Below are 13,953 nucleotides of genomic sequence, written 5' to 3'. Positions count from 1 at the left end.
GGGTGTTCCCCTCGCTCCTGCGTGGATGGACGAATGGGCGGTCACGGGGTCAGCAGAAGAGAACCGGTCGCGTCGTGGGGAGGGCCTCCAGCCGTGGCGAGCACGTTCCCGGTGGCGGAGCTCTCCAGATGCGCAGCCGCGGCGGCGCATTGCAGGATGCCCAGTGCTCCCGACAGCGGGCCCAGCTGGGCTTCCAGATCGATCCGGCGAGTGGCTGCGAGCAGCTGGCCCGACCCGGCACCCGCCGCGTCCACGAGCCACAGTCCGACAGCCTTCTCCTCGGTCACACCGGCGGAGGCCAACGCCGCGGCGAGATCCCGGGCCCGTGCGTACCCGGCGATCGTCGCGCGCGGCCGTGCGCCACGGGAAGCGGCTGCGGTCGCTGATTCAAGGACGATCGAGACCGCCGCGTCGGTGGACTGCTCGCCGAGGACCTTCGTCACCACGTCGTTGGCTGGTTCGACTCCGACGACGACGGCTGCTTCGGCACGTCCGGCCACGATGAGGTTCCGGGCCCAGGACACGGCATCCAGACCGCTCGTGACGCCGTTGCAGACGGTGAGGTTGGGGCCGCGCAGCCCGTAGCGGATGGCCACCCAGCCGGCGATGACATTGCTTGAGTTCTGTGGCAGACCCAAGGGGCTGAGGCCCCTGGCGCCTTCCCTGGCGATCGTGTCGGTGGCTTCGCAGACGCTGTCCACGTTGCCCAGGTTGGTGCTGACCACGACCGCGGTCGCATCAGCCACGCCCGTGAACGTCGCGTCGGCATCGGTCAGACCCGCATCGTGGAGGGCGAACCCGGCGGCCCGCAGGGCGAGCCGGGACGCACGGTCCTTGTGGCGGAGCTCGCGTCCGCTGAGCCCGGTCGCCGGGTCGAAGCCGCCCTCACCGGGCAGCGGTCCGAGGAGGTCGCCGTACGTCGCGACACCTGGGAGCGCTAGTCCGATGCCCGTGACGACGACCTTCCGGGCGTTCGGGATCCTCGTGTGTGCGGTGCTCGTCGCGCTCATCGCGCTGTCTCCACGATCGCGACGGCGTTGATGCCTCCGAAGCCGAACGCGTTGATCTGAGCGATGGCCAGGTCGCCGGATGCGGGAGCGCCCTGCACCAGGCCCAGTCCTGCGGCCTCGGGGATCGGGTCGGTGAGTCCCAGGACTGGGGGTACCGTCCCCTCTTTCATGGCGAGCACCGCCATCAGGAGGCTGAGCAGTCCCGAGCCGCCCAGGGTGTGGCCGGTCATCGCCTTGATGGCGGTCATCCGCGGACCGGTTCCGGCGCCCTGGAAGATGCGGCTCAGGACGCTCGACTCCGTCAGGTCGTTGCGGGGGGTGCCGCTGCCGTGCAGCATCACCAGGTCGATGTCGCGGGCCCGCACCCCTGCTCTGGTGTAGGCGTCCAGCACCGCACGGGTGATGCCGTCGGGGTCGGGCGCGGTGGCGTGGTGAGCGTCGCAGCTCATGGACACACCGCGCACCCGGGCGTGCACGGGCCCCTTCCCGGTGCTGGCGCGCTGGACGACGACAGCTGCCGCGCCCTCACCCATCAGCATGCCCTTGTGCGTGGCATCGAAGGGGCGCAGTGCGTCGGGGATGCCGTTCTGCACCCGGTCGAGCGTGCCGAAGCCACTCTCGGTTGCGGCGTCGGTGCCCGCGACGACGACCGTGTCGGCCATGCCGGCCTCGATCATGTCGGTGGCCATCCCGAGCGCGTACAGCGAGGCGGAGCAGGCGTTGGCGAAGGTGTACGTGGTGGACGCCCCGAAGGCCGCCTTCAGGGCGGTGCCGAAGTGCAGATCTTCGAGGCCGACTTCCGCGTGGTCACGCCACCACAGTTCAAGACTGCGCTGCTCGCGCATGGTGGTCCCGACCAGCACGGGTACCTGGGACAGGTCCTCGCCCAGGCCCGCGTCAGCGGCTGCCTGACGGGCCACGGTGGTGAGCCAGCGGGTGGCACGCCGCGGTATATCGCCGCCGCCCTCGGGCCGGTCGTCGATCTCGTAGGCGTAGGCCGCCCTGTACTTGTCCGGGTCGAACGCCTTCAGGGGCTTGCGGCTCTCCTGGCCCGCGCACAACGCGGCGAAGATCTCCTGGGGGCTGGCGCCGATGTTGGCGACGGCGGCCATGCCCGTAATGTCCCAGGTCACGGTTGTGTAGCCGCCTTCCGCAGCTCGAAGGCGGCCAGCTTGCCGGTCGACGTGGTCGGGAGCTCGTCGAGGAACTCCAGCTGGGCGGGCCGCTTGTAGGCGGCAAGACCGCCACGGATCGCGGCGATCACCGTACGCCGCACCACGGCCTCGTCGGACCCCGGCCGGGCCACCAGGTACGCCGCGGCCTGCTCCAGGCCGTCGGCGTCGCGGCCGCCGACCACCACGCAGTCCTGGACCCCTTCGACACCGCGGATGACGCTCTCGATCTCACGCGGATAGACCTTGTAGCCACCCAGGTTGAGCAGGTCATCAGCTCGGCAGAGATGGGTGAACGTGCCGTCCGGCGCACGGCGCACCACGTCGCCGGTGTACGCACCGCCGTCGGCGAAGGTCGCCGCTGCGGCCTCCGGCCGGCCGACGTAGCCCAGGGCGACGGTCGGGCCGGCGATGTGCAGACGGCCCTCCTGCCCATCGGCGACGGGCGTGCCGTCCGCGGCGCGGACGGTCGCGGTGATTCCGGGCACCGGCACCCCGAACGTTCCCGGGCGGTCCTCCCCTGGCGGGGTGCCGACGACGGTGTAGAGCACCTCGGTCGCGCCGAGGCCGTTGAGCAGCTCAGCCTGGAAGGCGGCGCGGATCCGCTGGCTGAGCGGACCGGGCAGGTTCTCGCCCGCCGCTACGCACAGCCGCACGGAGTCGACGCAGTCGGAGGCGAGCGCCGGCCCAGAGGCGTTCAGCAGCGCCGCGTACAGCCGCGGGACGGAGAACAGCACGGTGGGCTGGTGGCGCTGCAGCGAGGCGGCGAGGGAGTGGACGTCGACGGTGCCGCTGATGAGCGCGACGCGGGCGCCGGCCGCCAGGGGGCACAGGACGCTGTTGCCGAATCCGTAGCCGAAGGACATCCTCGCGGTGGACAGAACGGTGTCCTCGGGGGTCAGTGCCAGGACCGTGCCGATTCCGTCGGCCATGGCCGCGATCGCGCCTGCCGAGTGGCGCACCCCCTTGGGCATGCCGGTGCTTCCGGAGGTGTACTGCACGAGCGCCTCACGCCCCGTGCTCCATGCGGCCGGAGCCCCAGCCTCCTCCGGGCGTCGTGCGGGTCCGGGCTCGGCCGTCGCCAGAGCAGCGCGGACGTCAGAGCCGGCGAACCGGGTTGTCGTCGCGAACAGCTCCTCCAGGGCACGTTGCCGCTTGGGTGCTGCGTCGAGGTGGACCATCGCGGCGGCGCAGTCTGCGGCGATGTAGCGGACTTCGTCGTCCGTGAGCATCGGGCTGATCACCACAGGGACGCAGCCGTGCCACCACAGGCCGAGGACGGCGACCACGGTCGCCACGGAGTCGTCGGCGACCAGGAGGCCGCGGGTGCACTCGGGTACCTCTGCTGCCCGCAGGGCGCCCGCGTACCCGCGTGCTGCCTCGAGAAGGCCCGCGTAGGTGATCTCCCCGGAGTGGGGGTCGAGGTAGCTGGCCCGGTCACCCCGGCCGGCAGAGACATGGCCCGTCACCAGGCGGTCGATCAGGTCGACCCCCTGGAGGCTCCTCGCCCGCTCGCCGAGCACGGCCACTGCGGCGTCCAGACTGGTGAGGGCTGCCGCTTCCTGGGCGGACAGGGCTCCGAGCTCGCGCTCGATCGCGACCACGATCTCGACTTTCTCCAAGGAGCTCATGCCGAGTTCCTCATAGAACTGGGCACCAGGCTTGATGGCTTCCTTGTCCATCTCCAGGACAGACGCCACGATCTCTCGCAGCCTGTCGCGCACTATGTCGATGTGTTCCACCGGCGAGGGTCCTTTCCATATCTTCGTAGCCGAGAAGCGGGATCGGGGTGGACAGAGCGAGGACGGGCAGGCGACCTGCTTCCGGGGACTGCGCCGTTCACCGAGACGCGATGCGGTCGGGGATGCGGAAACGGGGTGGGATGCGGCAGCCCCCAGCGGGTGGGGTCAGGAACCCAGGCCCACCTCGCAGGGGAAGGAGACCGACACGCCCGCGGGCTCCTCCGTGAAGATGACCCTCTTGGACAGTCCGGCCATGAAGCCGAGCTCGAAGACGGTGCCGCTTCCGACGCGACCGCCCGGGTTGCACACGACGACAGCGTCGGCTTGCCGGAACGCGTCCAGGTGCTCGTACTTGTGCCGCCACGTGTCGCGGTGGTTCTTCAGCGAGTCCTGATAGTCGAAGAGGATGAAGTCGGTGCCCGCGGTTTCCGGCTTGATCCTGGTGCTGCGGGGGCTGAGCACCTCGGTGCCGGTTTCGCGCAGTTGGGCGATGGTGTCCCCGATGTACCCCAGGGACTGCTGGAAACTGCCGCAGACGACAGCCGTCCGGAACTCGCGCCGGATCAGGCCTTCCACCATGTCGTTCGAACCGCCTGCGGACATGCTTGTGTCCAGGTAGAACCGCTCCAGCTCGGGCCCCACGATGTTGAAGTAGAGGCCCGTGTCGACGTAGACGCTGTTGACCAGCGCGGCCGCTTCCGGCTGTGGGAGCTGCTGGAAGACCCCGGTGGCGTGCACTCGCGTGCTCTTGTTGTCAACGACCTCGGTGAACTCCTTGAGCCCGGCGCAGAACTCGCCAACGCTGTCCGCCAGCGTCTCGCCGGCCAGGCCGGCTCCGAACGGAAGCTGCTCCCTCGTGAGCAGCCTCAGCTCTCCGCTCTGGAAGCGGTAGACGCTGACGCGTTCCGAGCCGAAGTGGACCAATATCCTGCCTTCTGTCACCACTGTGCTGTTCTCCTTCTTCTCGATCCGGCGCGTAGGGGCCCTCGGCCTTCGGGAAGTCAGCCGAGGAATGCGCTGCGAGGGCGCGGCGGTTAATCGCCTTCTCCGCGCAGAGCACTGAGGTACTTTTCGGCGAATTCTTCCGTTCGCCCGCCGTTGTATTGCGTGATGAAGCGCGGGTGCGCCAAGGGCACGATCTTTTTGAAGAAGCGCTGACCCTCGTTCACCTTCGTGAGGAATTTGAAGTTCTCACCGCTGCCGATGCAGTAGCACACAGAGGTGTCAATTCCGAATGCCAGCTGGCACTCCAGGGTGTCCATGAGGAAGGAGTTGAGGCGCTCCAGCAGCTTCTTATTCTCATAGAAGTTGCAGTTGACCTCTCTTCCCCGGGGGTTCGTTCTCACCAGGCCGAGAGGGCACACAAAGCTCATGATGAAGTCGGCGTAGAACCTTGTCCGGCCCCCGTAGCGCGCGATGACGTCCTGCAGGAACCCGGCGGAGGGCCTGCTCACCGCATAGCCGTCAGCGACGTCGACTCCCGTGTCGCTTTCGAGGAACTCGGCGTCTTCGAACGGGACCCCGGTCACGGCTGTGCCCCGCCGGGCAGGTGAGCTCCCCAGGACCAGACGGCGGGGCCTGTCGTCGTCGTAGTACTTGCGGTAGAACGCGGCCGTCACCCCGCGGACGCGCTCCTGCTGGGGGCCGCTGAACGGGTTGACGACCCTGAATCCGGGAGGCAGTTCGAGCGCCGTCTCCGCGAGTCCCTCGTTGAACCGCAGGATCCGATCGGCAACAGTCGTTCGCCCGTTCATTGCAGAAGTCCTTCCTTCACGCTGCTCCCTCTGGGCCGTCCGGTCGCCCCCGGCAGTCTGCGATCCAGCCTTCCCGCAGTACTGATGGGACGCCGCGACCGTGGCCGGCCGGAGGCCGGTGGAAGCGTTAGACGGCGACAGCCGACAGGTAAATCTCGGTACTTGTTGGAAACATGCGGGGATCTTTAAATCCAGCAGACTCGAGCCCCGCGCCGACCAGGTTCGCTGTTTCCATCCCACGGTAGATGTCAACGAATTCAGTGCCGGGAATGATCAGTCCCGGCACGACGCAGCGCCGCTGAGTATACAGAAATCCGTTGGCCACGGAGACGATAATCACCGCACCGGGCTTCAGGACTCTGTGCGCCTCCGAGGCCGCGGCGGACGTGTCGAAGAACGACGAGTTGTACGTCCTCAATGAGACATACAGATCGAAACTGTCGTCCGGCAGGACGGACAGGTCTTCAGCACTGGAGACGACAGTTCTCGCCGAAGGAATGCGTCCGCTTATGTTTGCAAGGCCGCTTTCCGCGATATCGGCAAAGGTGATCCGCGGGCAGTCGGAGAACAGAGCTGCTGCTTCGTGGCCGGCACCGACGCCGACGTTGAGGATGGTGACGGCGGGCAGAGTCCTTGTGGACGACCTCCGGTACACCGACATGAAGTCGTCGGCCCAGCCCACGTTGGCGGCGCGAGCGTCGTACGCGTAGTCATAGGTGCCGTACTTCGCGTCGAACGCTTCGGCCAGTGCGTCGCCCACGGCGCGATCGGCCTCTTTGTACTCGATCCCGTACCTGTGGCAGATGAGCGAGGCGAGGGCAACCCTCCCCCTGTTCGCGTTGACATCCTCCCTGGTCAGCTCGAATCCCATCGACCTCAGCCTGGTGGCGACGGCTTCGCTGATGCGATGGGTGGAGTAGTGGGGGTTGCACTCGATGCTCTGCTCGCTCGCCGCGTAGAGGTCTCGGTTCTGCTTCAGGATCTCGCGCTGCAGGTAGTCGGGGAAGCGGAGTACATGGCCTCGCTCGGTGACGGGATCGCCATCGAGGTAGCTCGTCAGCGCGGGGTCCGGCAGACCGATGTACATCTTGTCGATCCGCACGTCCTCCAGGAGCTCGGCCAGCTCGAACGACCGGTCCGCCGACAGGGTGTTGATCGTCAGGTAGACGCTGTGCGCGCTGGATACTCCGAGTTCATGGACTCTGCGCCGCAGAATGCGGATCCAGGACGCGCCGTGCACTTCGCCCTCGAAGGCGGAGCAGATCAGCCGGCCGCGTTCGGAGACGAGCGCGGCGCCGACCCGCCGGCCTGGCTGTGGCGTCTCTTGTGCGAGGCCGATGGCGTATTTCATCCAGTAGGTGCTGTCCGGGTTCACGGGGTCTCCCCCTTTGAGGCGCGCACGGGGCGTCATCGCTCCTCGGGGACGTGGGCAGGCTGGCCTGCCCCGGGAATGCACGGCACGGACGCCGCCTCGCTGGAGCGGGGCTGGCTTACCTCCTCCAGCTCGGCGCGTATGGCCGCGTATGCGGCGTCGACGAACTCGTAGTCCGGTTCGCTCAGCGCAGTCTTGAGGCCCTGGTAGTTCAGGGCCACCTGCTGTGGACTGGTGAATCCGGTCAGAACGATCGAGTCCGGGCAGCGTCGGAGGCAGTACAGGAGAGCGACCCGGGCGAGGTCTTGCGGGGTGGATCCGAATCGGTCCCGCAGGGGCTGCAGGCCTCGCTGGACGGCGTCCAGGACCGGCGCGGTGAGGCGGGAGCGGACGTCTCCGGGGCCGAAGGCCGTGCCCGGACGGTATTTTCCGGTGAGCAGGCCCAGCCCCAGCGGCTCGGTAATCATGGTGGCGACGCCGTGGCGACGGGCGAAACTGAAGACGTCCTCCTCCTCCTCGCCGCAATCGGCGGCCTTGTGCTCGGGGGGTCGGCTGAGGGGGTTGCAGGAGATGGCGATGACCTTGGCGTCGAACTGCTGGACGAGGAACGCGAACCGGGCCGCGCTCACCTGGTTCCGGTCGCCCGGGGTCTCGGTACCCGCAGCCAGCCGGTTCGGCGCCCTCATCCCGAGCGCCTTGACCCTGCCAAGGTCACGCAGGGCCTCCAGCGTCTCCCGCGCCTCCGGGAGGAACTGATCGCGAGGGCCGAAGTCGGTGTGGTGCAGCGTCAGGACATCCAGCGATTCCACGCCGAGGTTCTCAAGGCTCTGCTCCACCTGCCCGTGCAGGCTCAAGGAGCGGTAGGCGTTGACGCTGGTGCCCCTGAAAGCGCCGACCGTGCTGGTGATGCTGATGCTTTCGCGGGGTACCTGGGCAAGCATGCGGCCCAGCAGCCTCTGGGAATGCCCGAGACCGTAGACGTCCGAGGTGTCGAAGACAGTCGCTCCCTCTTCGCGGGCGCGCAGGAGGGCATCAACGGCGCAGTCGTCGTCCACATGGGCCCATCCCGCGGCGTGGCCCAGGTTGGCTGCCGGCCCCCCGATGGGCCGGCAACCGACGCCGAGAGGGTGCTCGTCCCATCCGGCGACCAGGCGTCGCCGGGCCAGGTGTGAAGCGGTCACGACGGGGCTCGCTCTCATCGCGAAGGAATAGGGCGCCGGCTCGGCTCGCCGTGGTGCAGCACAGCGACGAGGCAGTGGCCTGGGGAATCTGGAGAGAAGTGGGGCGGAGCACGGCTCTTGTCAGCCCCGCTCTCACCGTCGCACTTGTCCGAACGGGAAATCCAGCCGCCCACCGGCTCATCCCGGGGGTCATTCCCACGAGGAGACGGCCCGCCTACCAGCAATTAGCCCGGAAATAACCGGGTTTGGGGCTACACGCCACGTGGTGGAAGGCGGAACTGAATGACCCTCGTTATGAGCCCCCGTGCACCTGGCCCGACTGATGCCGGCAGGGCAGGCTTGCGATCGGCTCCCCAGTGGTCAAGACGAACCGGCCGTGCCACGTGCCGGGCCTCTCCTCTGTCCCCCATCCGCGCATAGCCCCCCGGGGCTTCGAACGTCAGGAACCCTGTGGTGACCCGGTCTCCGAAGCTCTGGTTTCACTCCCCGAGGAGCCCTTACCCGTGACTGTGACTGCGATCGTCGACCAGCACGTCGCCCCGGTCCTGACGGTGCATCCGGCGGGCACGCGCGACGATCAGGTGCCCGCCGGCGACGTTCTGGACAGGGAGCATTGCCGCCTGGTTGTCCCGTGGCCCGTACGTGACGCCTTGCCGGAATGCCCTGGTGAGCAGCGTGCGACCGACGCAGTGCCGGAAGAGGTGTGACGTGGAGCCGTCAGTGCGTGAACCCGTTGCGCAAGAGCAGATCATGGCGGTCACCGGCACGCTGGTGCGCGCGTACGGACTAAACCCGGCAGACATCACGCGTATCCCGGAGGGCACCGCGACGGACAACTACGCCGTCGTGGACCAGGCGGGCCGCCAGCACTTCGCCAAGGTCTACCGCACTCGGGATCACTTGGATCTCGAGCGGGCATCGGTGGAGCTGTCCGAGTACTGCGCCGACGGAGGCGTCGCGACCGCGCGGGCAACCCGCACGTGCGAGGACGAACTCATCGAGACCCGCGGTCGCCTTCCGATGTCCCTGTGGTCGTACGTGCCGCACACCGCGACCGCCGAAGGCGGCCTGAGGAGCGCACGGTGGGCAGCAGTCGGCACAGCGATGGGCCGACTCCACAGTCGACTCGCCGCTCACCCCGCCGCCGCACCGACCCTGGAACCTGGTGCCGCGGTGTGTGACGTGGCTACCGCACGAGACAGCTATGAGGGTCTGATTCACGCGTTCCAGAGCAAGCCCAGGCTTGGAGAGTTCGAGGCATGGTCGCTGCAGGCGACGCGTGAACGGCAAGCGCTCTTCGGTGGCGTCGAGCGCATCCTTGCTTCGCTTCCCCCGCTGACGGTCCAGGTCCTGCACGGCGACCTGTCCGGCCCCAACGTCTTGTTGAAGGACGACGCTGCCGCCGCATTCGTGGACTTCCGACCGCCCACACCCGGGTACCTCGCCTGGGAAATCGCGCGTCTGGGCTGTGACCCCAGCAGCGTGCTGGCCAACGGTGTGGAGGGCTGGCTCACCGGATACACCGATCTCACCCTGGCCTACCGGGACGCCAATCCCAAGGTGTCGGCGGACGACCTCGTGTCCTCGCTCCGTGTGGGCTGTGCAGCCGTGCTCTGCTCGACGTTTCCGTTCTCGGCACCAGTGAAACGTCCGCACATCGTCGACGCCGCACTTGAGTCCTACGCCACGGCGCGGCACGAGGCCGATCTGATGCTGCTGGACCAGCTACCTGTCTTGGAGGAGGCCCTGCGTGACGCTCTTCGCTGACTTCATGACCCCCATGGCCGGCGTAGCTCTCTACGTGCGCACACCACCGGATCTCCGTGCCAGGCTGGCGACGCCCACCCCGTCGAGTACCGCGCGGTCAGGGCATCCGGCCCGGTGCTCGCGGCCCTACCGGAGGTGACGCTGCCCGAGCTCCGGCTGCTCGTCGTCGGAGGCCCGGCACTGGACCCGGCCCGATTCCGCCACTGGATCGACCGGCGCCAGGTCGCCAACGCCTACGGTCCGACCGAGGCGACCATCGCCACCCACGTACCGGGCCTGCGTCCGCGACACGCCGTGAGCGGCAGCTGCCCAGGCCGGACACTATCGACCAACTCGTCAGCCCGACCTAGCTGGTCACGATCATTGGTAGTTCCAGGTCTGGCCGGTTCCCCGGTACTCCTCGACGGGGATCGGCGCGGTGCCGGGGAGCATGCGGTCGCGGTAGAGCAACCCATAGAGGTGGTCGACCTCGTGGAGGACGAGCCGGGCGAGTCCTTGTTCGTACCGGGTGAGACGGCGGGTTCCGTCGAGACTGGTGTGGGCGATTACGACGCTCAGGGGCCTGGGTACGAGGCCGCGCACGTCGAAGTAGCTGAGGCAGCCCTCGTACTGCTCATCGGTTTGGGCCGCGGTCTCGGCGATGACGGGGTTGAGGAGGACGATCGGCTCGGCTTCAGGGTCCGGTGGGATGACGACGGCGACGGCCCGGTCGTTTCCGATCTGGCAGGCGGCGATCCCCATGCCCTTCCCGAACGTGTGAAGGCGCCGGACACGGTCGATGGCTTCGAGGAGCCCACTCACTACGCGCTGCGCTTCCTCGGCCTCGCCGGGGAGGTCGAAGGACCGTGCGACGGCGTGGAGCAGAGGATCACCGTCCTGGATGATGCCGGCGCTGGCCATGGCGGTGCTCGGGGATGTGGGGTTCACGGACTCGGGCTCGCTCTCTGTGGTGTGAGGGGTCTTGAACCGCCATTCCAGGCGGTAGCGGGCGTGAAGTTGGGGATCCCGGGTGCTCCACGAGAAGACCGTCCGGTCACCGTCCGTGCGGCGCTCGGGAGGTGTGCGCAAGGGTGCGAAATCGGCGGTGAGGGACGTCTCGGTCCCCCAGACGACGGGTTCAAGGGCAGCAGGGAAAGTGAGGGTCACGCTGAGTTCGCGCGTCGGCCCGCGGACGGCTCGCTGAAACCACGGGCCCCACTTGTCTGCGCTGACGGAGTACGAGTAGATGATCTCGGCCTCCTGGCCGGGATAGAGGGGGAAACGCGCCCGGTCGTTCGCGAAGGTCAGCCAGACCTCCTTGAAGGCGTCCCGGTCGTGTTTGGCCGTCCAGCTCATCGGCTCGCCCCCACAGTGGGCGACCAGTCGCAGTTCCTCCCAGGTCAGTGGCCGCGCGCGGTAGAGGGCGTTGGAACGCTCCGGTTCGCCGGGATAGCGGTCGACGGCGATGCGGACCAGGTAGCGGGTGACCGGTTCGCTGCCGGTGTTGCGCAGCAGCCGTCGCATCCGCAGCTGGTAGAGGCCGTCGTCGTAGGTCAGGTCGGCCTCGTCCTCCATGACGAGAACTCCGGCGGAGGTGGGTGTCTCGTCAGGAGCATCGGAAGGCACGGGGTCCCCGTCGTCCTCCTGCCAGGCTTGCCACACGGCGCCGGCGGCTTCAAGTTCCTTGTCCATGCGGCGGATCAGGTCGGAGCTTCCTCGTTCCCGTCCGGCCTCCAGGTGGCTGACGTAGGAGGGGTCGATGCCAAGCCTTCGGGCCAGCGCGGCCCCCGAATAGCCACGGATCGTGCGGAAGTGCTTCAGCGTGGCCGCGAACGACTCACGCCCGGGTCGGTGCCCCATGTAGTCCCCCGCCTTGGTGAGTTGAACGTGAGCGTGAGTGAGTCCCGCTCATGGATGACTCATCCTGCCCGCCCGAGGCTCACTGGTGCCAGGCGGCTGCCTGAGCTACGCATAGCCGCGCCTCGGACGCCCGCCCGACGCGACATAACCCCCATGTCCTCACCAGGACTAGCGCCTGGATTCGCTCTACCCCGTTCACCGCGGGCTTGTGCGGCATGAACAGCGCCGCCGCGTACGAACTTGCACACCAGGCCAGTTCAGGCGGGAGAACCCGTGCTGATTCGCCGGCCCTCACGGGCCCCGCCATCGACGGAGGCATCGATGCGACCTGAGCTTTCCCACCTGGAGCAGCGCGGCGATGAGGCACCCTCTGCCTCGGAGGGCCTGCCGGATCTCGTTCGACGACTGGCGCGGCAGCGCCCCGATGCGCAGGCCGTCACCGGACCTACCCCCCTGACGTACAGCACGGTGATGGATATGGCCGATGCGGTGGCGGCGCGGCTGCTGGAGGCTGGGGTAGCACCGGGTGACGTCGTTGGCGTCTGTTCCAGCCGTTCGCATCAGGTGCCGTCTCTGGTTCTCGGCATCATGCGATCCCGCGCGGTCTACCTGCCGCTGGACCCGCTCTACCCGGACGCGCTTCTGGCGGTAATGGCCAGGGCAGCGGATGTTCGCGCCGTGATCGTCGACCAGGATGCTGCGGGCCGTGTGCCTCCGGGACACCGGTGCCTGAGCGCCGTGGAGCTCCTGTCGCCCCTGTCCGGCTGCCTCCCGCTGGCGCCCATCGACCCGTGCTCAGGCGCATACGGCATGTTCACCTCCGGATCGACGGGAGATCCCAAGGGAGTCCTGCTGGGGCACGGAGGGCTCGCCGACTACGCCGGGGCGCTTCCCCGACGGGTCGGTCTGGGCGCCGGTGACCGGTGTCTGGGAGTCGCGCCGCTGGGCTTTTCATCCGCTATGCGGCAGTTGCTTGTTCCGCTCGCGGTGGGGGCGACCGTGGTGGTCCCCACTGACGGTCAGGTGCGCACGCCCTGGGAGTTCGCGGACCTCGTCCACGAGGAGCTGGTATCGCACTTGGACGTGACACCGTCGTTCTGGCGAGCTCTGCTGGACGCGCTACCGGAGGACGACGCGCGGCGGATGCTGGCCGGGGTCCGGCGCGTGCTGTTCGCCAGTGAGCCCTTGGACGGCCACCTAGCCCACCACACCCGGCGGCTGGCCCCGCACGTCCGGCTGTGGAACATGTACGGCTGCACCGAGACCACCGGCATCGTCACCGCCTACGAGGTCACCGGCAGCGAGCCGGAAGATGCCGCCGTACCGATCGGCACCGCACTGGACCACGTCACCGTCTCTCTGGCGCCCGCCTTCAGCGACACCGAGCACCCAGAGGGCCAGATCGTTGTCACCGGCCGCGCCGTGGCCCTCGGACGTCTCGGGAGCGGCGCTGGCTCCGGCCTTGGGGCCGCGGTACGGCGGCTGGAGACCGGCGACCATGCCGAGCAGTCCACGGCAGGGCTGGTGTGGCGGGGGCGAGCGGACCGCATGGTCAAGGTCCGCGGCATGCGGGTGGCGGCCGAGAGCGTTGAGCAACAGCTCATCGCCCACGACCACGTGCAGCGGGCCGCTGTCGTGGCCGCCTCCGACCGCGGCCTGGTGTGCACGGTTGAGCCCGCCCACGGACCGTCCGGCCCGGATCCCCGGCAGGTGATCGCGTGGCTGAGAAACCGGGTCCCGGCCCACATGGTGCCCGCCGAGATCACGGTGACGACCCACTGGCCGCTGCTGCCCAACGGCAAAACCGACCACCAGCAGCTCGCGGGCCGCTATTTCGAGGACAACCACGCAGGAGGAGAGGCCGATGCCGACCACCGATGACACCGATGCTCCCGGGATGGACGTGCGCGCTCGCGTCCGCGAGCTGTGGCTGAGCGTTCTCCCCGACGGTACGAGCGGCACATTCACCGAGGCCGGCGGCGACTCGCTGTCCGGGCTGCGCCTGCTCGGCGCGCTCCACAAGACCCTCGGCCTGCGCGTGCCCTTCGACACGCTCAACACGGCTGGGGACGTCAACGACTTCGCTGATCGCGTCGCACGCATGACGACCTGACCA

12 protein-coding genes are annotated in these 13,953 nt (G+C 68.4%); 4 read left to right on the top strand and 8 right to left on the bottom strand.

What is annotated here, in order from left to right:
• Window positions 1–41: 41 nt before the first annotated feature.
• The 7 genes from ACODT5_RS02600 to ACODT5_RS02570 all read right to left on the bottom strand — a co-directional run bounded on the left by ACODT5_RS02600 (window position 42) and on the right by ACODT5_RS02570 (window position 8,231).
• A complete protein-coding gene (locus ACODT5_RS02600) occupies window positions 42–1,010 on the bottom strand; it encodes a beta-ketoacyl synthase N-terminal-like domain-containing protein (protein ID WP_422517518.1) in 969 nt (322 codons plus the stop codon).
• The gene (locus ACODT5_RS02595; RefSeq protein ID WP_422517517.1) at window positions 1,007–2,143 is read right to left on the bottom strand and encodes a beta-ketoacyl synthase N-terminal-like domain-containing protein; all 1,137 of its coding nucleotides are present in this window, start codon (window positions 2,141–2,143) and stop codon (window positions 1,007–1,009) included. The genes ACODT5_RS02600 and ACODT5_RS02595 overlap by 4 nt, the downstream gene beginning before the upstream one ends.
• Window positions 2,140–3,924, bottom strand: coding sequence for an AMP-binding protein (locus tag ACODT5_RS02590; protein WP_422517516.1), 1,785 nt, complete (start codon window positions 3,922–3,924; stop codon window positions 2,140–2,142). Before ACODT5_RS02590 ends, ACODT5_RS02595 begins: the two co-directional genes overlap by 4 nt.
• A 165-nt stretch (window positions 3,925–4,089) precedes the next feature.
• Entirely contained in the window at window positions 4,090–4,866 is a 777-nt protein-coding gene (locus tag ACODT5_RS02585; RefSeq protein WP_422517515.1) for a nucleoside 2-deoxyribosyltransferase, read from the bottom strand.
• A 92-nt stretch (window positions 4,867–4,958) separates the two neighbouring features.
• Window positions 4,959–5,678, bottom strand: coding sequence for a uracil-DNA glycosylase family protein (locus ACODT5_RS02580; RefSeq protein WP_422517514.1), 720 nt, complete (start codon window positions 5,676–5,678; stop codon window positions 4,959–4,961).
• Between the two features lie 127 nt (window positions 5,679–5,805).
• Window positions 5,806–7,053: a class I SAM-dependent methyltransferase gene (locus ACODT5_RS02575; RefSeq protein WP_422517513.1), complete on the bottom strand. Its 1,248-nt coding sequence runs from the start codon at window positions 7,051–7,053 to the stop codon at window positions 5,806–5,808.
• Between the two features lie 32 nt (window positions 7,054–7,085).
• Window positions 7,086–8,231: an aldo/keto reductase gene (locus tag ACODT5_RS02570; RefSeq protein ID WP_422517512.1), complete on the bottom strand. Its 1,146-nt coding sequence runs from the start codon at window positions 8,229–8,231 to the stop codon at window positions 7,086–7,088.
• A 503-nt stretch (window positions 8,232–8,734) separates the two neighbouring features.
• On the opposite strand from ACODT5_RS02570, the gene ACODT5_RS02565 reads away from it, so the two are divergent.
• A complete protein-coding gene (locus ACODT5_RS02565) occupies window positions 8,735–8,938 on the top strand; it encodes a hypothetical protein (protein ID WP_422517511.1) in 204 nt (67 codons plus the stop codon).
• Window positions 8,939–8,951: 13 nt separating this feature from the next.
• Window positions 8,952–9,998 (top strand): phosphotransferase enzyme family protein, encoded by a 1,047-nt coding sequence (locus tag ACODT5_RS02560; protein ID WP_422517510.1) that lies wholly within the window; start codon window positions 8,952–8,954, stop codon window positions 9,996–9,998.
• Window positions 9,999–10,358: 360 nt separating this feature from the next.
• Here ACODT5_RS02560 and ACODT5_RS02555 read toward each other — a convergent pair whose 3' ends face one another.
• The gene (locus tag ACODT5_RS02555; protein ID WP_422517509.1) at window positions 10,359–11,837 is read right to left on the bottom strand and encodes a peptide deformylase; all 1,479 of its coding nucleotides are present in this window, start codon (window positions 11,835–11,837) and stop codon (window positions 10,359–10,361) included.
• A 321-nt stretch (window positions 11,838–12,158) separates the two neighbouring features.
• Between ACODT5_RS02555 and ACODT5_RS02550 the strand changes: the two genes are divergently transcribed.
• Both ACODT5_RS02550 and ACODT5_RS02545 read left to right on the top strand, forming a co-directional pair.
• Window positions 12,159–13,718 carry an AMP-binding protein gene (locus ACODT5_RS02550; RefSeq protein WP_422517508.1) on the top strand — a complete coding sequence of 520 codons (1,560 nt, stop codon included), beginning with the start codon at window positions 12,159–12,161 and terminating at the stop codon, window positions 13,716–13,718.
• Entirely contained in the window at window positions 13,702–13,950 is a 249-nt protein-coding gene (locus tag ACODT5_RS02545) for an acyl carrier protein (protein WP_422517507.1), read from the top strand. Before ACODT5_RS02550 ends, ACODT5_RS02545 begins: the two co-directional genes overlap by 17 nt.
• Window positions 13,951–13,953 lie beyond the last annotated feature (3 nt).

The sequence above is a fragment of the Streptomyces tatrensis genome, from assembly GCF_049310065.1.
In the GTDB taxonomy this organism is placed as follows: domain Bacteria; phylum Actinomycetota; class Actinomycetes; order Streptomycetales; family Streptomycetaceae; genus Streptomyces.
Note: the sequence above shows the minus strand (reverse complement) of the source record. Positions and strands in the feature narration are given on the sequence as shown.